At 59.0% G+C, this 20,674-nt stretch carries 17 protein-coding genes and 2 pseudogenes; 11 read left to right on the top strand and 8 right to left on the bottom strand.

All coding sequences use genetic code 11. The annotated features are described in order from the left end of the window. Nucleotides 1-362: 362 nt before the first annotated feature. Nucleotides 363-635 (top strand): hypothetical protein, encoded by a 273-nt coding sequence (locus KQ659_RS20655; protein ID WP_216691013.1) that lies wholly within the window; start codon nt 363-365, stop codon nt 633-635. A 195-nt stretch (nt 636-830) separates the two neighbouring features. On the opposite strand, the gene KQ659_RS20650 is transcribed toward KQ659_RS20655, so the two are convergent. The 3 genes from KQ659_RS20650 to KQ659_RS20640 all read right to left on the bottom strand — a co-directional run bounded on the left by KQ659_RS20650 (nt 831) and on the right by KQ659_RS20640 (nt 2,363). Continuing rightward, nucleotides 831-1,754 (bottom strand): MBL fold metallo-hydrolase, encoded by a 924-nt coding sequence (locus KQ659_RS20650; protein WP_216691014.1) that lies wholly within the window; start codon nt 1,752-1,754, stop codon nt 831-833. Nucleotides 1,755-1,838: 84 nt separating this feature from the next. Continuing rightward, on the bottom strand, nt 1,839-2,177 hold the full coding sequence (locus KQ659_RS20645; protein ID WP_216691015.1) for a hypothetical protein: 339 nt from the start codon (nt 2,175-2,177) through the stop codon (nt 1,839-1,841). Nucleotides 2,178-2,240: 63 nt separating this feature from the next. After that, nucleotides 2,241-2,363 carry a hypothetical protein gene (locus KQ659_RS20640; protein ID WP_216691016.1) on the bottom strand — a complete coding sequence of 41 codons (123 nt, stop codon included), beginning with the start codon at nt 2,361-2,363 and terminating at the stop codon, nt 2,241-2,243. Nucleotides 2,364-2,598: 235 nt separating this feature from the next. Here KQ659_RS20640 and KQ659_RS20635 point away from each other — a divergent pair, with 235 nt between their 5' ends. Further along, complete coding sequence (locus KQ659_RS20635; protein WP_216688119.1) at nt 2,599-3,711, top strand: IS4 family transposase; 1,113 nt, start codon at nt 2,599-2,601, stop codon at nt 3,709-3,711. Nucleotides 3,712-4,096: 385 nt separating this feature from the next. On the opposite strand, the gene KQ659_RS20630 is transcribed toward KQ659_RS20635, so the two are convergent. Beyond that, entirely contained in the window at nt 4,097-4,645 is a 549-nt protein-coding gene (locus KQ659_RS20630) for a hypothetical protein (protein WP_216691017.1), read from the bottom strand. Between the two features lie 511 nt (nt 4,646-5,156). Beyond that, entirely contained in the window at nt 5,157-5,942 is a 786-nt protein-coding gene (phhA, locus tag KQ659_RS20625; RefSeq protein WP_216691018.1) for a phenylalanine 4-monooxygenase, read from the bottom strand. 2,014 nt (nt 5,943-7,956) lie between these two features. On the opposite strand from phhA, the gene KQ659_RS21970 reads away from it, so the two are divergent. From KQ659_RS21970 to KQ659_RS20590, 8 genes are all read left to right on the top strand, one after another. Beyond that, on the top strand, nt 7,957-8,358 hold the full coding sequence (locus KQ659_RS21970) for a Gfo/Idh/MocA family protein (RefSeq protein WP_332875091.1): 402 nt from the start codon (nt 7,957-7,959) through the stop codon (nt 8,356-8,358). Nucleotides 8,359-8,385: 27 nt separating this feature from the next. Further along, on the top strand, nt 8,386-8,607 hold the full coding sequence (locus KQ659_RS21965; RefSeq protein WP_332875090.1) for a Gfo/Idh/MocA family protein: 222 nt from the start codon (nt 8,386-8,388) through the stop codon (nt 8,605-8,607). A 253-nt stretch (nt 8,608-8,860) separates the two neighbouring features. Further along, on the top strand, nt 8,861-9,736 hold the full coding sequence (locus KQ659_RS20615) for an alpha/beta hydrolase family protein (protein ID WP_216691019.1): 876 nt from the start codon (nt 8,861-8,863) through the stop codon (nt 9,734-9,736). A gap of 464 nt (nt 9,737-10,200) precedes the next feature. Further along, nucleotides 10,201-11,235, top strand: coding sequence for a quinone-dependent dihydroorotate dehydrogenase (locus KQ659_RS20610; RefSeq protein ID WP_216691030.1), 1,035 nt, complete (start codon nt 10,201-10,203; stop codon nt 11,233-11,235). Nucleotides 11,236-11,808: 573 nt separating this feature from the next. After that, nucleotides 11,809-12,015, top strand: coding sequence for a hypothetical protein (locus tag KQ659_RS20605; RefSeq protein ID WP_216691020.1), 207 nt, complete (start codon nt 11,809-11,811; stop codon nt 12,013-12,015). 56 nt (nt 12,016-12,071) lie between these two features. Then, a complete protein-coding gene (locus KQ659_RS20600; RefSeq protein ID WP_216691021.1) occupies nt 12,072-13,052 on the top strand; it encodes an aspartate carbamoyltransferase catalytic subunit in 981 nt (326 codons plus the stop codon). Nucleotides 13,053-13,151: 99 nt separating this feature from the next. Beyond that, nucleotides 13,152-14,429 carry a dihydroorotase gene (locus KQ659_RS20595; protein ID WP_216691022.1) on the top strand — a complete coding sequence of 426 codons (1,278 nt, stop codon included), beginning with the start codon at nt 13,152-13,154 and terminating at the stop codon, nt 14,427-14,429. A gap of 418 nt (nt 14,430-14,847) precedes the next feature. Continuing rightward, nucleotides 14,848-16,215, top strand: coding sequence for a Zn-dependent hydrolase (locus KQ659_RS20590; protein ID WP_226930169.1), 1,368 nt, complete (start codon nt 14,848-14,850; stop codon nt 16,213-16,215). Between the two features lie 464 nt (nt 16,216-16,679). On the opposite strand, the pseudogene KQ659_RS20585 reads toward KQ659_RS20590, so the two are convergent. Continuing rightward, a pseudogene (locus KQ659_RS20585) lies at nt 16,680-17,039 on the bottom strand (Tn3 family transposase); the annotation flags it as partial. Nucleotides 17,040-17,388: 349 nt separating this feature from the next. Beyond that, nucleotides 17,389-17,993: pseudogene (locus KQ659_RS20580) on the bottom strand (IS1595 family transposase). A gap of 374 nt (nt 17,994-18,367) precedes the next feature. Here KQ659_RS20580 and KQ659_RS20575 point away from each other — a divergent pair. Further along, nucleotides 18,368-18,754: a nuclear transport factor 2 family protein gene (locus KQ659_RS20575; protein ID WP_216691023.1), complete on the top strand. Its 387-nt coding sequence runs from the start codon at nt 18,368-18,370 to the stop codon at nt 18,752-18,754. Nucleotides 18,755-18,913: 159 nt separating this feature from the next. Here KQ659_RS20575 and KQ659_RS20570 read toward each other — a convergent pair whose 3' ends face one another. Beyond that, complete coding sequence (locus tag KQ659_RS20570; protein WP_216691024.1) at nt 18,914-19,777, bottom strand: sigma-70 family RNA polymerase sigma factor; 864 nt, start codon at nt 19,775-19,777, stop codon at nt 18,914-18,916. Nucleotides 19,778-20,674 lie beyond the last annotated feature (897 nt).

Genomic DNA, 20,674 nt, shown 5'->3' with positions numbered 1-20,674 from the left:
GCAAGGTGTACCTTTCTGGCTCCTACCTGGTGTCGTTAGCGGGCGTCGGCCTGCCCCGGCTCCGGGCCACCGAACGGCTACCCGTTTAACCTTTTAACCAAGGCCAACAGTATGTCTGTTTGGTAAACATGCTATTATATACCAATGCAATGTATTGGTTAAATGTCACTTACATAACATATATGAGGAGCTTATAAGATTGACGACAGGCACAGGTCTGCGGGGTGTTGCTACAGTGCCCGGCCGTGGTGCCAGGGCGATTTACCCACCACAAAGCCTATAGCAGCAGTTACTTTACCAAAGGGACACTCATGGAACTCATATCGTTTAGTGCACATGTCGCCACCTTTGCCCAACGATAAATGAAGGACCTCGCCGAGATTTTCGCAGCCAAACTTCTTCTTTCGGCCGATGTCCAGGTAGTTTTTGACGCCCGTCGGCGCACTGACCCAGCTGACACGGTGCGCGGCCGGTTCTTTCTGTTACTGGACGAGCGCCCTCCGGTGGTGCTCGGCGAAGTCGTCTACGCCGTGGCATTCCTCACCCAGGCCCACGAATACGTGCGCACCGCCTACTTGAAGGAAGATGCCGAAAAGCTGCTCAACCACTTGGCCGGGGAAACCGCGGGCGACTAATGCTACTTCGGGAAAGTCTAGTGGATAAGGCCTGATAAGGTTGACTTATCAGGCTTGACACACCGCTAGGGGCGGCCCAGCAAGCCATAGCTTTCCGGCCCTGCTTCGGAACTGCTCACAGTAACTTTATCCCCTTGCTGTTACAAAGAAGGCCAGGATGCGGCTACCCCGGGTTGGGATGCATTGGTCGGCCTTTTACTTCGGCTCGATGATAAAGGCGTCCTTCACTCGTCGGGCGGGCTGCTTGCCGAGGGCTTGCAAGTCCCGGTTGAGCGCTCGCAATTCGGCCACGTGCAACGGCAGCGCGTGCTCATCGGGCTGAAAGGTGGTGCCAGTGGGGTAGTCGAGGCCGGGCGTGCGGCTCATCTCAATGTGGTTGCCCACCACGTAGGTTACCTTGTGGTGGGCGGCAAAGGTTACCAGGCGCTGGATGCTCGCCTGAAAGGCCGGCCAGTCCTGCACGTACAGCCGGCCCGGATACACCGTGTCCCCGGTGAAGAGCAGGCGCGTAGCGGGGTCGTAGACGGCAATGGAGGCCGCCTGGTGGCCCGGAATCGGAATGATTTCCAGCGCCCGGTGGCCCAGCTCAAACACGGCGGATTGCAGGGGCCAGGCCGGCAGGCCGAAGAATTGCTGCACCTGGTCGGCTTCCAGGCCCACAAGGCGCACGTGGGGCTGGCCGCGAAACTGCGCATCGGCGGCCCGGTGGTCGCTGTGGTTGTGGGTGTGCGCGACGACGAGCTCCAAGGGATGGCCGTGCGCCGTTTCCCCGCTTTGCAGCAGTTGCCGCACCGTGCGGTAGAGCGGGAAGGCCACGGAATCAGCCGTGGCCCCGGTGTCCAGCAGCAAGGCCCGTTGCTCGCCCACGAACAGAAATAGAAAAGGCGCCTCGTAGTTCAGGCATTTGTTTTGCCGCAAAATCCAGGTCTGCGCATCGTAGCGCACCACCTGAATGGCGGGGTCGGTCTGACCAGCACAGTCGGCGGCCCCGTGCTGCCAGGCGACGCGCTCCAGGTCGAGGGCGGGTTGATTTCGGACGGCCGTGCAGGCCCCAAGCGCGCAAGCCAAAAAGGCGAGGCCGGTCAGTACAGGGCGGAAGGTAACGCGGGGAGTGGGCATTGGGGTAGTCCAGTAACAACGGACAGTGAGCGAAGATAGGGTGGTTTTCAGGTCGTATTCGAATTGATGGGGCGAGCGGTCGCCCTACCGGGCACGACCCAGGGCAGCGTGGCGGCGGTGGCGGTTGAAGCAGGTGTCGAGGTAGTAAGCTCCCTTCAAGCGGGCATCTTCGAGTGAGGCAAGAGCAGTGCCGTAGGGCAGAAATTCGGTTTTGAGGGTGCTCCAGCCAGACTCCACCGGGTGCCCGTACCGGCGGGCGTGGCGCATAAAGGCCGCTTGCGCCGCCGCCTGCCACGGAGCAGGCACGGCGGCCGACTTTTGCCGCCATTGGTAGTAGCCGACCGCGCTCACGGCCAGCACCCGGCGCAGGAACTGCACGGGCCACCGCTCGGTGCGGGTCGCGATGAAGGCGTAACGACTCATGACTGGGGCAGTTGGGAAAAGATGGTCACGACTTTTTTAAATAGCGCGCTCTATTTCCACGCGCTAGAGCGCGGCCCGCAGCTGCTTGATTTCGGCGCGCTCCGCGCTGCTGGGCACGGCTGCTTCCAAGACCTGGCGTTGCCAGCGACCCAGTAGCGCGGGCGAAATGCCCTGGGCACGGGCCACGTCGCTTTATCGGGCACCGGCCGCTACTTGGCGGACGCACCCGGCCTTGAACACCGGCGTGTATTACTTGCGGGTGGTGGGCAACCCAACAAGACTCAGTTTCTCGTTCATGGGCAGCGGAAGGTAAAACTTCGCGCTGTCCTTTTCACCTACTCTACCCTACTATTTTTCAGGTACAAAAACGGGGCAGCCCGACCTTTGGGGTTACGACACCACCAAAAACCCGTTCTGCCCCGTGAAGCAACACTTCGCCGCTAAAATTACGACGCTTTTGCAGCAGGCCCCGTTTGTGGGCCACTTGTCCCGCCAAAAGTTTGTGGGCCAGTTTATTCTTGGCCTGATAAAGAGCCGCAACGTGCAATTCGGCGAGGTGGCCCAGCACCTCAATGACGCGGCCAAGCCCGCCTCGAACGAAACGCGCATTCAGGACTTTTTCCGCGAAGTAGACCTCAATTACGTACTGGTGGCCAGGATTTTACTGAGTTTGTTGCCTGCGCAGGGCAAGCTGCGCTTATGCCTCGACCGCACGGAGTGGGACTTCGGCCAGTGCCAAGTGAACATCCTGCTCGTCACCGTCGGCACGGGCGAGGTCCACGTGCCCCTTTATTGGCACCTGCTCGACAACCGCAGCGGCAACTCCAACGCCGCCGACCGCATCGCGGTGCTCGAAAAGTGCCTGGCCTTGCTGGGCAAAGACCGCATCGGCCTGGTCGTGGGCGACCGGGAATTTGTCGGCCATGCGTGGTTCAAGTGGCTCAAAGACAATGGGCTTAATTTTGTCATGCGCCTGCCCAAGCACCACTGCCTGACCCACGCCGACGGCCGGCGGCAGGCCGTGGCCGACCTGGGCCTGGTGCCGGGGCAGGTGCGCCGCTTCGCCCACGTGCAGGTCGACGGAGTCTGGGGGCAGGTCTGGGTCAAGGCCGTGGCGGCGGACGCGTTTGTCTTCCTGTTTGCCACGGCCGGTCTGAACCACCTCGAGCAACTCTATGCCAAGCGCTGGACGATTGAGCAATGCTTTCAAAATCTGAAAGGGCGGGGCTTTAACCTGGAAGCCACCCACTTGCGCTGTTTCCAAAAGCTGCGCAAGCTCGTGGCCCTGGTCAGCCTGGCCTACGCGTTTTGTCTGGGCGTGGGCGCGGCCGCCCACGGCGGCCGCCAGCCCATTGCCCGCAAAAACCACGGCTACCGGGCCGCCAGCCTGAGCCGCCACGGCCTCAATCTGCTCCGCCAACTCGCCCGCCCGCTGACCCTGCCCGAGGACCCATTGGCCCGCTTGGTTGAAACGCTACTGAACTGGATTACGAGGCAACTTGCTAAAAATCAATTACTAAAAATAGTAGGGTAGAGTACTTTTCACCTATACCACCTCAGGCCAGCGACTGTCGATAGGTTCCGACAAAGTTTCCTTATTATCCCGGTCGTCGAAGAAAAGAAGACGGTAACCCGGTTGGAGGCTGGCTGAAAATGCCATATATCTCTTATCCCCCTCCGCTTCCTCAATGAACCTTGCTAAACCCCATTGGCGAGACGAAACATAATGGAGTTGTTTAGAAAGTCACAAAAGGTACTCAAACGGTCATGCAGCGCGCAGCGAAGCATCTTGCTCGCATCGTTGAACGGGCCTGACGATGCGAGCAAGATGCTGCGCTGCGCGCTGCATGACCGTTCGGGGACTTTCTAAACAGCTTCAATAGTTTAAACTTTTGGTCCAAACTTTTAACCAAAGCCACTTATTCCGTCCATTCGCAACGGGCTAGAAACGGCCGAGGGTGCAGAACGTGAACAAGGCCGTCCGGAACCGTGAAGCGCACCAGGCCCAGGTCCAGCACGGTGCGGGCCACCGGCCGTGGGTCGAACGCCATCCATTGGTAGATGACCACGCGGTGGGCTTCGCGCCGCAGCCGAAACGGGTTGAGGGCATAGGACAGCCGCCAATCCTGCTGCTGCTGCAGCGTGACCACCGCCGTCTGGCCCACGGACAGGGCCGCGAGCCGCCGGCGCACCACCGGGGAGTGGCGGATGTACACACTCGATAAGTACAGGTTCCGGCCGCCGCCGTGTAGGTAATGGTCGATGACGGCGGCGCCCTCGGGGTACCGCAGGCCGCCCAGTGTCACGATGCCGCCATAGAGCAGGCGGCATTGCCAGCGGTCAAGGACCGTGTTCCGGTCCGCCAGCTGCCGGCGGTGTATTCCTACTAAGTGGGCATCGACGCCGCGCTCCACTAGCCGTCCAATGGGGCTCCAGAGCACCAGGGCGAGAAAGAAGAAGAATAGCAAAACCCTTTTTAGATGCCTCATACTCCACCCGTTTTTTACAGGTGTGTCACGAAGATAGGTTTACTGTAGGGGTTCTTGTTCCAAAAGGGTGGTTTTACACGCTAAGTCCTTTATCAAAAAGGGTAGCCCAAAAACCTGCTTAAAAAGGGCGATTCCAAGCAATCAATATAAAATCCGAGGCTTATCAAAAAGGAACTCCTTTTTGATAAGCCTCGGATTTTATATTGGCAATAACCACTTAATCAATTAGTTAAATGCTTAGCGTGTAAAACCGCCCTTTTGGAACAAGAACCCCAAAACGTGTGGCAGCGGGGTTTCAAAACAGTTTTGAAAAGGTTTCAGAAAGGTTTCAAAATGCCGACGAAGGGAGGTAGACTGTCCTTTGGCTCCCGCACGGGCAGCCGGTACTTCATTGTCCATTCACCGGATGGAAACGCGGCGGACCACTCGTCTTTCTGCCAAGGAAGAAAGAGGATATGCCCTTTAAAACCAATCGCTGGCTCCTCTATTTTCAAGCACGCGCCTGGGTCAACTCCGCGGACTGCGCGGCCAACAGGCGGAGCAGCTCGGCTTCCAGGGCAGGCACCGAGGCCACGAGCTGCTCGTAGGAATCGATGACAAAGTACACGTCCTGCATCCGGTCTTTCACGTAGGGTGTGGCCAGGATATGGGCCACGTCGAAGGGCCGTCGGGCGGCCCCATCGCTCAGGCAATACCGGGTCTCCCCGGCCGACGACAGAATGCCCGCCCCGTAGATGCGGAGCGCGCCTGCTTCGGTAATGAGACCGAACTCGACCGTAAACCAGTACAGGCGCGAGAGCAGCTCCACGGCGTAGGGGTCGTGAAGGTGGCGGAGCGCCAGGATGCCAACGGCTTGCAGGAAATCGGCAAAAAACGGGTCCGTAAGCAGCGGTACGTGGGCAAACACGTCGTGGAACATGTCGGGTTCTTCGAGGTAGTCGAGCTGGGCCGGGGTGCGCAGCCAGGTGGTGGCCGGAAAACGCCGGACCGCCAGCAGCGCAAAAAACGTGCGGTCGTCGACGATGCCGGGCACGGCGACCAAGTTCCAGCCGGTGGCCTGTTCCAGCAGCGGGTTGGTGGCGGCGAAGTCGGGAATGCAGCCGGCCTGGAAATGGATGCGGGGCAGCCCTTCGAGAAAGCGGCGCGAGGCCGCAGTGGGCAGGACCTGCATCTGGCGCTCGAACAGGATGCGCCACACCCACTGGTCGTCGGCGGTGTAGCGGGCGTAGTCTTGGGGCAGGGCAGTGAAAGCGGGCGCGGGGGAGTCGAGGTGCATGAACGAGGGAAGGGGGATGCCGGGCAGAACACAAAAGCGTTAAAGGGGGGCCTGCCGATTGACAACTAACCAGTTATTTATAAGTTTATTGGTCTGTAATAGCTGCCTACTGCGCAATACGCGCAGTGGCGAAAGCACACAAAAGTAGGCTGGGAAGTACGGGAAGAAAGCACGCGTCTGTTTGGAGCGGCGGGTATGCTGTCCGGGCTACAGAGGTTGGGGGGGCTTGTGCTTGCCGCCGCCGCCGTTCTCGGGAAAGCCAGAGCAGGGGTTCTTTCAGTAAGCGGGCAAACGCCTGCCCGAAGCCCACAAAAGGCCCTTTATACTGCGTGGATGTACTTCCAAAGCGCGCGTCTCAGAAAATACACGTTTGGCGGGACGACAGAATGATGCGCAAAATGGCCAGCCAGCACGTTTAAAAACGGTTCTACTACTCATTTCCCGAATCGATGGCTCGCCTCAACGACGGCAACTGACCTTTTGAGCTGACTTTTGTGGCCTTGGCGTAGGAGTATGTCTGCTTCCTAAAAGAACCCCTAGCGCTAATAATAAAGTGCGTGGTCGACCACCCATGAATGAAGTGTAGAGGATGTACTGGAACTTAAATGAACTCCGGGCAGCACGCATTACATGGTCCCTCCTTCTAGGCGAAATTGAGTTCACGAAGACGGTACTTTCCCATGACGAACCTCCCGTGTAGTCGGGCCCCGCGTGCGGCCCAGTGCCCCAGCTGGTTCTCTGGACGCGTTGGGGTGTCCTAGGCTCGGCTTCGGCGAGGAAAAGCGGCCGCAGGCGGAGGAGCGGGTAGGGGCGGTCGTGCCATTTCGTGCTGCAAGGCCCGCAGGCGGGCGCGGTGCTCCGCTTCCTTACGCAATTGGTACGCATCACATGCGAGTTCGAAGGCTGTTTTCATGGAATTAATAAATTTTGTCAGCAAATAACAATAAAATACGGCGATTATGCTTACTAACTACTCGGACTGGGGGATGGCTTTTTCTTCAGGCGGGCGCAGCTTCATGCCTGGGGTTCAGCGAAAGGGTCTGACTAGCAAGAGCGGGCTGTCCTTAATGGATGCTTCTGCTCTTGGTACGGTGGGCCGGCCCCAACCCGTGTCCCGATGGAAACGCTGGTAGCCAGGGGCTTATTGCGGGGCTTGTGGTTCGGGTGCTGGGGCTTGGTCGGTGGGCTCGGCGTTGTCGCGGGCCGTTGCGTACTGCAACCCGATGGTGCCGTGGGGTGGGCTGGCCATCTCGGCAGGGGGGCGTCGGCCCCGTCACCGGCGCGGGTGCCGGGGCGCTGGCGGTCGGCGGGGCCGGTTGGAAAGGCGTGCTGGTGGTTATTTCGATTGGGACCGAAAAGGTGTGCGTCGTGGGGGTTTCCGCTGGCTGCGCGGCGCTTCCCGCGCGCAGGGCTGCGGGCGGGGCCGGGCTAACCGCGGCGGTCGGCGCCACCGGGTTCGCAGCTGCACCGGGGGCGCCGACCGCCGCGTCGGGCACCGGAAGGGCCGCGGCCGCAACGGGAACAACCAGCGCCACCGGAACGGCGGGGACCACCGCCGGCAGCGCTTGATCGGACCCTCCCGCAGCGGCGGCGGCAAGCGGGGCCGCAGGGGGGGGCGTAACGGCCGGGTTTGGGGTTGGGGCGTACTCGTTTTGGGGAGACGCCGGCGTGGAAGGGGATTGCGGTTCCATCAGAGAAGGGAAAAAAGGGGGGGGGACAAAAGCGGGCGGCGAACGACCGGGGCGTCCCGCTACGAGCTTCCGCGCACGGGGGCCAAACGCCCGCTGGTCCCCTCCGACGTGGGCGCTGGCGTTAAAACTGGCTGCGGCCTGATTAAAGTTCAGCATTTTATCCCAGTAGTGCAAGGATAACGAACCGCTTTTGCTCCCTCTTTGGGACTCATTGGGCCCGTGAATCAAAAGGCGGGCTACTTTTCCTCTACACTTCCTGCCCGACCCACGATGTCCCGTCTCTTTGCCGCTGTGGTTGCTCGTACTCCGCGAATCCGCTGCTTTTGCCCCGCCCCGCCCCGCCGCTGCGGGTGGGCATCGCCGGCTTGACGCATACGCACGTGCACGGCCTCCTCGGCCGCGCCCAGCACGGCGACCTGGTCCTCGTGGGCATTGCCGAACCCAACCGGGCCCTGGCCGAGCGCTATGCCCGGCAGTACGGCTTCCCCATGGCGCTGGTGTACGCCTCCTTGGCCGAAGTGCTGGCCAAAGCCAAGCCCGAGGCGGTCACGGCCTTTGGCAGCATCTCCGCGCACCTGGCCGTGGTGCAGGCCTGCGCGCCGAAGGGCATCCACGTGATGGTGGAGAAGCCCTTGGCCGTTAATCTCGACCACGCCCGGCAAATGGCCGCCCTGGCCCGCCAGCACCACATCCACCTGCTCACCAACTACGAAACCACGTGGTAGGGCGCCAACCGGCGGGCCTATCAGCTGGTGAACGAGGACCGGGCCCTCGGCGACATCCGCAAAATGGTGGCCCACGACGGCCACCAGGGGCCGAAGGAAATCGGCATTAACGCCGAATTTCTGGCCTGGCTCACCGACCCCGTGCAGAACGACGGCGGGGCCCTGCCGGACTTCGGCTGCTACGGAGCCGACCTCATGACCTGGCTGATGCAGGGGTTCTTGTTGCAAACGGGCGGATTTACACGCTAAGCCCTTCAACCACACCTTATCAAAAAGGTCAGCTCCAAAAAAGTGGTAAAAAGAGCGATTCCAAGCAATTGAGCGGGTGGCCCGAGCTTATCAGAAAGGATTTCCTTTTTGATAATAGTAATTGCAAGTTGCTGATAGATATTTTAAAATCAACGTGTTAAAGGCTTAGGATGTAAATCCGCCCGTTTGCAACAAGAACCCCAAAAGGGGTGTTTACTCGCACATTAAGACGAAGTTGGCGTTACTTGTCAGCATGAAACACACTTTCCTGGCCCTCGCCACGTGTGCGGGGCTGCTGGCCGCCTGTTTGGCGCAAACAGCGGCCCACGCACAAACCGTCAACGCCACGGAGCACTTAACGACGGACCTCCGGGACGTGGTAGGAGCACCGGCTGGCCTCGAAGAATTAACCATTGCGTCGCACGGCAGCCGCCTAGCCGCTTTCATGTACACGGCGGCGGGAAGCCAACTGCACCCGACGCTGCTGTTACTACATGGCTTTCCGGGCAACGAGCGCAACTTGGACGTGGCTCAAGCCGTGCGGCGCGCGGGCTGGAACGTACTCTACTTTGACTACCGCGGCTCCTGGGGCAGCGAGGGCGACTTTTCGTTTGCCAATTGCGTGGAGGACGTAGCCAGCGTGGTCCGGTTTTGCCAGCAGCAGGCGAAACCTTTACGCATCGACACGACCCGGCTGGCACTGTTGGCCCACAGCATGGGCGGCTGGGTGGGCTTGCAGGCGATGGCCCAACTGCCGGCCCTCAAAAAAGCCGTCATCCTTTCCCCCTGGGATATCTACACGGCGGCCGCCGAGCCGGATAAAGCCCGCTTAGCGGCCTTTGAACAGTACGCCGACGGCCTGTTCATGCTGCACAATACCTCGGGCAAGGCGCTGCTGGCACCGGTGCTGGCCAATGCGTCGGCGTATCAGCTCACGGCCCTGGGCCCGGGACTGCGCACGCGGCAACTGGTATTTCTCGACGAAAACCGGCGCAACGAAGCCTGGATTAAGCTCATCGGAGCCGCCAACAAGGCGGGCTTTCGGTATGAAGTATGGGCCACAGACCACCCGTTCAGCAACAAGCGCGTGGCGCTGACCAAAACGGTGCTTGATTTTCTGCGCCAGTAAGCGCTTGGCGGCGCTCCTAGCCAAGCAGCGGCCACCCCAAACCCAGCCCCCTGAAACGCCTTCTTTCGCTAAACGCCTGGCAGCTGGCCAGTACCAAGTGCCAGCAGGCCGCTGTAGCGCGGGGCGAGTTTAAAAAACCCGTCTACGAATCAAAGTTTACGAAACGTGCCGAGGGGATGAGTTTCGTAACCTCGAAACCAGGCGCTCAGGGGAGCAATCTGACACGACTATGCCATCTTTGCTCCCGGGTAGCGGATTGACCTTCGCCGGCTTGCTGGCATCCGGCGTTTGCCTGTTTCATCGCCCACCATACCTGTTCGGCTTCCTGCTTCTATAATGTCATTCCTGATTCCTGCGGTGCTCGGGCAAGGCTGTGGCAAATTTCACAAGATATTATTCCGGGCCTACGACTGGTTTTAGAGGATTATTCACCGACCTTAACCGCTAATTTGGCCCCGCTTCCCGTGTATAAGTCCCTCGTCAAACCCCTGCTCTTCAACCTCGACGCCGAGCGCGCCCACCACCTCGTTTTCGACAACCTGCGCCGGGCGGCGCGGGTGCCGGGCACGCCGGCGCTGCTGCGGGCAATGTATAATTTCCAGCACCCCAGCCTGGCGCGCGAGGTATTTGGGTTGAAATTTCCGAACCCGGTGGGGCTGGCGGCGGGGTTTGATAAGAATGCAGCGCTGACCGATGAACTGGCCACGTTGGGCTTCGGCTTCGTGGAAATCGGGACGGTGACGCCCCGGCCGCAGCCCGGCAACCCGCAGCCGCGCTTGTTTCGGCTGCCACAGGACGAGGCCTTGGTGAACCGCATGGGCTTTAACAACGACGGGGCGGCCGTGGTGGCGGCGCGGCTGGCACGGCGCCGCAACCGCCAGCTCATCATCGGCGGCAACATCGGCAAAAATAAGGACACGCCCAACGAGCGCGCCGCCGAGGACTACGTGGCCGGCTTTGAGGCGCTGGCCGAGGTGGTCGACTACTTCGTGGTGAACGTGAGTTCGCCCAACACGCCCAATCTGCGCCAGCTCCAAGAGAAAAAGCCGCTGATTGAGCTCTTGCAGCAGGTGCAGGCCCGCAACCAGGCCCGCGCCGTGCCACGCCCCCTGCTCCTCAAAATCGCGCCAGACCTCACCGATTCGCAGCTCGACGACATTCTGGAAATAGCCCATGAAACGCAGCTCAGTGGCCTTGTAGCCACCAATACCACCATCAGCCGCGATAATCTGAGTACCGAGCCGGGCCATGTGGCCTCGCTGGGCGCGGGCGGTCTGAGCGGCCGGCCGTTACGGGCACGGGCCACCGAAGTCATCCGCTACCTGCACCAGAAATCCGACGGCGGGCTGCCGATTATTGGCGCTGGCGGCATCCATTCGGCGGCCGATGCGCAGGAGAAGCTGGCCGCCGGGGCTTCGCTGATTCAGCTTTATACCGGCTTTATCTACGAAGGGCCGGCGCTGGTGAGCCGAATAAACCGGAGCCTGGTGCGGGGCTAACACGCTGCGCCCGCCCGCCCACGCTGGTGCCAATAGCGGGTAAGCGGCACGCCCAGAATTGTAGGCTACCCCCCAGCGCCGATGTGCTACCCCGTCTTTGCGCATGGCCGGGGCCGCAAAAAAGCCAGTAAAACCGGCCACGATGTGTGGGCAGCGGTTGAGGGCCAAGAAGGTATCCATGGCAACGGGCGCTGCTAGGGTTGAACCGTAACCGAAAGATGACAGCCCGCCCGGGTTCGACCAAACCAGACCACCTCGATACTCATGGTACCGGCCGAAAATGAAGCAGCCCATGAACTACCGAGTAGTTCATGGGCTGCTTGCCGCCGGAGAATGGCAGCCCGCCAGCGGAGGCTGCGGAATAAAGAGCCAAAGTTAAGATGGATGGTACTGGCCAAGCAATTGGTTACGCGCGCCATTATTTTTTTGACGACGAAATGAATGATAAAAAGCGCGTCGTTTAGCCCATTAGGTCGAAAACATTAGGTCGAAAATAAAATTTGAAAAAAGCGGTGCGAAAAAATTAACACTGCTGATGAACTGCCGGGCGTGATAATGCCGTAATTTTGCATCATGCTTCAACCAAAAAACTTGTTGATGAAGCGCGGGACCCTGCTCGGCTGGGACCCGCGAGTGGACCGGAAGGTCTTCGCCACCATCGGTTCTTCCGATTTTGCCTTTGGTATTTCCGTTATTTTTTCTGCGTGTTGCCCCGCCACCGTTTCGGATTCCGAAACGGTTTTTTTATGTCCAGTGAGTTGGGCATTGTTAAACAACTAAGGTAAAACCGCCGACTCGCAAGTACTGACTTCGTACTTATTTTTTCCCATTCCAGTATGGCACGTAAAGACCTGCTCGACATCGCATCCCTTCACCGGGAGGAAATCGAGTTCCTGCTCGACCAATCCACGTCCTTTAAAAAACTGTTCACCCGCTCGGTGAAAAAAATTCCCGCCCTCGAGGGCAAGTCCGTGCTCATGCTGTTCTACGAGGCCAGCACCCGGACGCACTCCTCCTTCGAGGTCGCGGCGAAACGCCTATCGGCGGAGGTAACGAATTTCGACGTCGCCCACTCCTCCATCACCAAGGGCGAGTCGGTGCGCGAGACCATCGAGACGCTCCAGGCCATGCGCACCGACTACATCGTCGTCCGCCATGGGCACCCCGGCCTGCCCGGCATGATTGCCCGCCAAACCACGGCCTCGGTCATCAATGCCGGCGACGGGGCGCACGAGCACCCCACCCAGGCCCTGCTGGACGCCTTCACCATCAAGGAAAAATTCCCTGACCCCAGGGGCAAAAAAGTCCTCATCATCGGCGATATTCTGCACTCCCGCGTTGCGCGCTCCACCAGCACTTTGCTGCAAAAGCTGGGCGTCGAGGTCGCTTATCTCGGCCCGGGCTCGCTGGTGCCTAAGTATGTGCCGGCAAGCATCCGCCGCTTCACCGACTACGAGGCGGCCATGGCCTGGACGCCCGATGTCGTGTACCTGCTCCGCGTGCAGCTGGAGCGCCAGGACGTGCAGTTTTTCCCCAGCGTGCGCGAATACCATCGGGTGTACGGCATCACCAACACCCGGCTGGCGGAAATCAGCGACCTCGGCCTCTACATCATGCACCCCGGCCCCGTGAACCGGGGGGTCGAACTGTGCGACGCCGTGATGGACTACGAACGTAGCCTCATCACCAACCAGGTCGAAAACGGCATCTCCGTTCGCATGGCCGTGCTCGACTGGCTCACGCCGGGCGGCGACTTCCCGAAGCAGGAAGCGTATGCCGCACAACCGCGCGCCGGCTCGAAGGTCATTCTGCCCTAAACGCCGGACGCGGCGGCTGGTTCCGCCCGTGTATTTTCTTCTCCAACAGCCCGAATATCCCCATCACACCCCTTGCCGGTTTACAGCACTCCTCCCTCCATGATTCTCCTTCAAAATGCCCGCATCGCCACCGAAAATTCACCCGTGCTTGTCGAGAGCGATGTCCTGATTGTCGAAGGAATCATTCAAAATATCGGCACCAAACTGGCCATCCCCGAGGGGGGGCGCGTCATCGACGCGCGCGGCCGGGTGCTGATGCCCGGCATGTTTGATGCCCACGTCCATTTCCGCGCCCCCGGGTTTGAAAACAAGGAAACCATCACCACGGGCAGCGAAGCGGCCATCAACGGCGGCGTTACTGGCGTGGTGATGATGCCCAATACCCGCCCGGCCCTTGACTCGGCCACCGCGGTGGCCACCGTGCTGGAAAATGCCAAGGTCCGGTCCCGCATTCCGGTGTACACCTCCGGCTGCGTCACCAAGAACCGCGAGGGCAAGGAGCTGGCGGAAATCGAGGGCATGCGCGGACTCGGCGTGAAAATGCTCACCGACGACGGGGATACCACCGCCGACCCAGCGGTGCTGCTCCGGGCGATGCAGTACGCCACCGAGTTTGGGATGTTTTTCGCCAGCCACTGCGAGGTGTTGGAACTGGCCGGGCCGCGCGCCCTCAACGAAGGGGTGATGAGCTACCGGCTCGGTATCAAGGGCTCGCCGGCCTGCGCGGAGGAAATTATTATTGACCGCGACATTCGCCTGGCCCACGCGGCGGGTGCCCATGTACACATCCAGCACGTGTCCAGCAAGCTCGGCATGGAAACCATCCGCTGGTGGAAATCCCGCGGCGATGTGAAGGTGACAGCCGAAGTGATGCCGCACCATCTGATGTTCACCGACGAGCACATCGGCGACTACGACACGAACTATAAGATGAACCCACCGCTGCGGACGCAGGCCGATTGTGATGCGCTGCTGGAAGGGCTCATCGAAGGCGTATTCGACATCATTGCTACGGACCATGCGCCGCACACGCCGTTCGAAAAAGCCCAGGATTTCCTCAGCGCGCCCAATGGCATCACCGGCTTGGATACGGCTCTTGTATCGCTCTACCACCACTTCGTCGAGCCCGGAAAATTCGGGTGGGACGTAGTGGTGAAGCGCTATTCGGCGGAGCCACGCCGCCTGATGGGCCTGCCGGTAGCCGCCATCGAAGTGGGCCAAAAAGCCGAGTGCCTCTTGTTCGATACCGAAGCGGAAACCACCTTCACGAAGGAATTTATGAAATCCAAATCCCAGAACACGCCCTTCATCGACCAGACGCTGAAAGGCCGGGTAGATATGGTAATTTTGGGGGCGGAAATCCTGCTGGAGCGCTGATAGGTAGTGGAGCGGGTCCTATCCCAGGGCAGACGTCCGGTCTAAGGCTTATTGATGGCTCCGGGAAGTGGCAAACCGTTTCACGATGGCCACATAGCGTGCTTGACGGATAAAGTAATAGGTCGGTGGTCTAATTTAAGATGATTTACGTCTAGCATATTAGGAGAGCATCAAAAAGAGTGGGGCAGTTGGGTTAAACGGTATGGGTAGGCATCCCGCCGGCAGTGGTCAAGAGCTTAGTGGTCTCAGCTGCCCCACCCTTTTTGATGCTCTCCAACTCCTGTTGTTTGGGCATTAGCCGCAGGAGCTAATTTGGGTGGAAATACGCCATGTTATCGGAAATCCCGTTGCTTTGACGTAATATTTAGACCCTCATTTTAACCAGGGCCATCTTTCGGGCACCTATTGGGGGCCTGGAATGGGGCTCGTCCACTTATTTAAAAAACCCATGGTGAAAAGAAGACCCTTTATCAAAAACGTGTTTGTCACCGCTTTGAGCGTCTGCACCCTGGGCCTGCTGGGCGCTCATGGCCAACGCGCGGTGGTGGGCAACCCGTTGCGGGTAAACGAAGCGCGCATCGTGACCCGCCTGGACGAATTGGCCAAATTTGGCCGGGACGACCGGGGACATGGCTACCGAGTAGCTTATACCAAGGGAGATATCGACGGAAGAGCGTGGTTTATCGCGCAAATGAAACGGGCGGGGCTGGACCCGGTCATTGATGCGGCCGGAAACATCATCGGCAAACGACAAGGGAAAAACCCCAAGCTCCCACCCATTGCCTTTGGCTCGCACATTGACATGGTGCCCGATGGGGGAAACTACGACGGCCCGTTGGGGTCCCTCGGCGCGCTGGAAGTGATTGACGTGCTGAACGAGCACAAAATACTCACCGAGCACCCGCTGGAAGTCATCATTTTTTCTAACGAGGAAGGTGGCACCGTGGGCAGCATGGCCATGGCAGGCAACTTAACCCCCGCAGGGTTGCAACAAAAAAGCCAAAGCGGGCCCACCATGGCGGAAGGCATCAAGGCCATTGGGGGCAACCCCGACAACATTCAGTCTAGTGTCCGGAAGAGGGGGGACCTTCGCGCCTGGGTGGAGTTGCACATCGAACAAGGAGGGATTTTGGCGCGGGAAAACGTACAGATTGGGGTAGTGGAAGGCATCGTGGGCATTGTGCATTGGGAAGTCACCGTGGAAGGGTTTGCCAACCACGCCGGCACCACCCCCATGAACGTGCGGCAAGACGCCTTGCTGGCGGCGTCCCGGCTGGTCATCGCCGTCAACGAAGTCATCACCTCGGTACCAGGAAACCAGGTGGGCACGGTGGGCAAACTGGCCGTCACCCCCAGTGCGTACAACGTAATTCCCGGCAAAGTGGTCCTGGGGTTGGAAATCCGGGATTTGGCCGCCGATAAAATCGAAACGCTCTTTCGGGAAATTGAGCGCCGGGCAACTGCTATTGCCGCGACCAGTAACACCGTCATCCGGTTCGACCGGCAAGCAAACGCCTCAAAACCAGCACTCACGGACAAGGCGTTGCAGCAAACCGTCCAGGCAGCGGCCACGGCCTTGGGGTTGAGTACCAAGTTGATGCAAAGCGGGGCCGGCCATGACTCCCAGGAAATGGCCGCGATTGCCCCCGTGGCTATGATTTTCGTGCCCAGCGTGGGGGGCATCAGCCATTCGCCCCAAGAACTGACCAAACCGGGGGACCTGGCCAACGGCGCCAATGTGCTGTTGCAAACGGTCCTATCGATTGACAAGGCGAAAGCACAATAAGCGGCCCCAGGGGCCGGCTCGGCGGCACAAATCAACTCGTGCGGGTACCCGGTGGCGAGGTAGCTTTTCCTGCTGGTTGTGCCCGGCGCTAGAGCAGGCGCTGGACGGCCATGAAAAAAAGCTTCTCTCTTCGCGTGCGGTAGCCGCCGTAGTTCAACTCCGGAGAGCATCAAAAAGTGTGGGGCAGTCCAGATACGGGTTAAGCGGCCATTAGCCCTGTTTTCGCATAGAGCAGCTGTAAACAGAATTGCCCCACACTTTTTGATGCTCTGCAAGGCCACCTTTTACAAATGCCTGCACCACTGCGGCGTGGTCTTGCACGCCCCCTGCCCAGTCCGGTGGCCGGGGCCCCTTCCTAAGTCCCCACGGTGCGGAGATTAGGTGGGCTATTCTCCGCCCATTGTGGGGCCCTCTCAGGAAACGGAAAAAATAGCACGTTAAGGCCTGGATAGGGCCCTCAGGGGCTAAAATTTGCCCGTAGCGCGTTTGGTGCGCCACGAATAGTCGCCCGTCAGGTTGATATGTTCCCAGCCCAGTGGCGATAAGTAGGACAAAAGTGCTTCGTCCACGGGCTGGCCGTGGGCCCGCAGGGCCTGCACGGCGCGCTGCACATACACCGTGTTCCATAACACGATGGCCGCTGTGAGTAGGTTCAGGCCGCTGGCCCGATAGCGCTGCTGCTCGAAAGCCCGGTCCCGGATTTCGCCCAGCCGGTGGAAGAAGACGGCCCGGGCCAGCGCGTTGCGGGCTTCGCCTTTGTTGAGTCCCACCTGTACGCGGCGGCGCAAGTCGACGCTCTGCAGCCAGTCCAGGATGAATAAACTCGGCCTTGGTTAAAAGTTTGGTCCAAATGTTAATCGGTGAATTTGTCAGTAGTCTCGCTACTATAAGATTAACAAGACACTACCATTTGAAAAACAAGACATTATAATTATCAGACAACCGTTTTCAGAGTTAGAGTACAGCTTTATCGTCGCGCTTGTCGAGTTAACTGTACTTTGATTGCTGAACAAGTTTTCTATACCAAATAGGCGTGTTTTTCGCCCGATTTGCTAGCTACTGAGTGCTCAAGCAAGTTGTACAGTTATAGGAAGGTTTCACTGAACAAATAGGCCTCACAACCGCTGAACGCAGGATTTTAGCGTGTGGGCACCATGTTTGGAAGCGGCTCGCTTAACTTCTGTACCAAACTTTTAATCGAGGCCGAAATTCAGACACTTTCAAATGCAGTAAGAAGGTGTGCCTGGGCACGCCCTTGAACTGCTGGAGGCGGGCTTTGGTGAAGCTCCAGAAGGACTCGATGCCGTTGATGAGCGAGGCGCCTTGCACGAATTCGTCTTGGCCATGGCGGACGCGGAAGTGGCGGTCAAAGCCCACGTCTACCAGCTCGTCATAACCGCGCCAGCCATCGGTGTTGACCATCGCGGCCACGTCGATTTTGCCGCTTATGATGGCCTATAAGGTCTTTTTCGAGCAGTCGGGCACGATTTCCGTGATACCTGCCTGCCGCGTTTAAACAGGCCGAAGACGATGGTTTTGCCGCTGGCTCCGCGGCCGCGTTTGCCGCGCACCCGGCGCGTACCGAAGTAGCTCTCGTCAAGTTCGACCGCTCCGTCGAGTTCGGCCGGCGCGGGGCTCCAGGCTAGGAGTCGGTGGCGCAACAGCAGGTAGAGGTCATTGACGGCCCGCACGCTCAGGTCCATGAGGCGGGCCGTATCCGAGGCCGTCAAATCCAAGGCAAACAGGCGCAGCAAGTAGCGAAATTTGACCTCCGAAATTTTGCTGTACCTATAATAGCAGTTAGCTGATTGCGTAACAGTGAGTTATGTCCCATTTTTTGAATTTTGCTTCCTAAGCCCCTAAGGTAATTAAGTAGAAAAAAGAGTTTTGTATCGCTGCCTGCTAGCACCGCAGTGGCCGCCCGCTCGCGGTGGGCGGGAAATGCCCGTTTGCGCCCTTCCAGGGTGTGGTAGCGGTGATAACGCTCCCAGGCTGGGGCAAAATCGGCCAGCAAGTCGTCAAATTCAGCCGGTCGCAGGCTGGTCAGAGTCAAAAATTGCCGGGGCCGCTCCCGAAGGGTCTGGTAATCCATACCCAAAACTACGCCCTGCTCTCGGGCAGCAACTTAGCACACCTTTCCGAATTAGGTCTAATGCCCCTCATTCGCGAAATTGAACAGCTCGAGCGCCGCCGCTTCGATGCCCAGGTTGCCAAAGACCAGCCCACCTTGGAAACCATCTTTGCCGACGACCTCATCTACACCCACTCGAACGGCCACCAGGACGACAAGGCCAGCTACTTGGCTTCCATTGCCAACGGGCAGAGCCGCTATGACCAGGTCGACATCGAATCCCTGACGGTGCGGGCGTATAACGACGACCAAACGGCCGTGGTCAACGGGCGGGTCCGGATTGAGCTGGGCCCCGGCGCCGACGGCCAGCCGCTCTTTACGCGCCTCAAATACGTGGTCGCGTACATCCGCCCCGCAGCCAACGGCTGGCAACACGTGCTCTGGCAGGCCCAAAAGCAGGCGGCTTAGGGGGCACTTCGCCCCCTCAACGCTGCAACGAAGCCGCCGATTCCCGCCGATGCGCGACGGCCACCGGTGCGGCGTTCCCCACGGCTTCCCGAGCCCCTTGCCTGAATTGTCAGCCTATAGCCTAGGCAGTTCTACTGGAACGGAAAGGGGACCAAGGGGCTAGCCCAGGTACGATTTCAGCGACTGTGAGCGCGACGTGTGTTTCAGGCGCCGAATGGCCTTCTCCTTGATCTGCCGGACCCGCTCGCGGGTCAAGCCAAACTGCTCGCCGACTTCCTCGAGCGTTCGCGCGACCTGGCCATTGAGCCCGAAATGGAGCGTGATGACATCGGCCTCCCGCCTCGTAAGGGTCGAGAGCGCGCGCTGCACCTCCCGGCGTAGCGAGTCCCGCAGCAAGCCGGCATCCGGCGTATCCGCTGCCTCGTCTCCCAGCACATCGAGTAAGCCGTTTTCCTCGCCCTGCACGAAGGGCGCATCCATCGAGACGTGGCGACCTGAGATTTTCAGCGTGTCCACCACCTCGGCGGTGCTCAGCTCCAGCAACTCGGCAATCTCGTCGGGCGAGGGCTCGCGCTCGAACTTTTGCTCCAACTCCGCAAACGAGCGGCTGATTTTGTTGAGCGAGCCCACCCGGTTCAGGGGCAGGCGCACGATGCGGCTCTGCTCGGCCAGGGCTTGCAGGATACTCTGCCGAATCCACCACACAGCGTAGGAGATAAACTTGAACCCCTTCGTTTCATCAAAACGCTTGGCCGCCTTAATCAACCCCAGGTTGCCCTCGTTGATGAGGTCGCCCAAGGTCAGGCCCTGGTTCTGGTATTGTTTGGACACTGAGACCACGAAGCGCAGGTTGGCTTTGGTCAGCTTTTCGAGGGCCATCTGGTCGCCCTCGCGGATGCGCTGGGCCAACTCGACTTCCTCGTCGATGGATACCAGGCTCACTTTGCCAATCTCCTGGAGGTACTTGTCCAGCGACTGGCTTTCGCGGTTGGTAATCTGCTTGCTGATTTTGAGCTGTCTCATGCGGGAACGGCGCTGTTTAGAAGAGGGAATAGCTGCCTATAACTCCCGGTGCGGCAGCTTGGTTCGACGGCCCTGGCGGCAATGCTCCGCCGGAAGGCGCATGTCTGGGGTAAGGGTCTGACTGCCGTCGATGGAGGTCGTTCAGGGTGAATTAGTTGCGCTAAGATGGCATGCTGTCTAGTGCTACTCACATAATATTTGCGGGGCCATGTTCAATAAACGTTATACCGGCCTCTCCCCTACTGGGCCACTCTGCCGAGCCACCGGGTGCCGAAACGCTTGGCGGGTCTTGTGGCCATGTTGGGGCGGGCCCCTCCCCCACCCCAGTCGCGCAACGGGTCAAGTTCTCAATCCCTTCCTGGAGGTTGAACGCATATGAATGGAGTCATGGGCCTCCATTGTCTCACAGGGCATTTTAGGTTTTAAAAAAGCGTCAGGTCCAAAATAAAAAAGTGCCCTGGCAGGCTGGATTCAGTCCTCAAAATTTATATGCGTTCAACCTGATAGATTGACCACATTTCTACTCACGGACACCAATCGTTCAGGCACGAGCCATAGCTTGTTTTTACTGAGGCAAATATTATTCGTCTCTCTAACTACCTACAAGCCGCTTTGCATGTAGGTTCAGCAAACTTGCATACCTGCTTAACTAGGCCTTTCCACTTCGATTAATGGATTCTAGGCTGAAACCAGTCTATGCATGCGTTTCTGAAAAGACCCTAAATGCATGCTCTGAAGCATTTTTGTTCACTATCAGTTCTTACAAGTAATAAAATAAGTACTTGACCCACATGAAACACATGCATTACACGTATTAATTTTATTACATGTAATAAATGTTATTATTTTATTAATTGCTTTAGAAGAAGTAATTTGTATACATTTGTTGCTGTCAAT

Origin of the sequence: Hymenobacter siberiensis (assembly GCF_018967865.2) — a bacterium.
Lineage (GTDB): Bacteria > Bacteroidota > Bacteroidia > Cytophagales > Hymenobacteraceae > Hymenobacter > Hymenobacter siberiensis.
The sequence above is the reverse complement of the archived record's forward strand: the minus strand, read 5'-3'. Positions and strand labels throughout refer to the sequence as shown.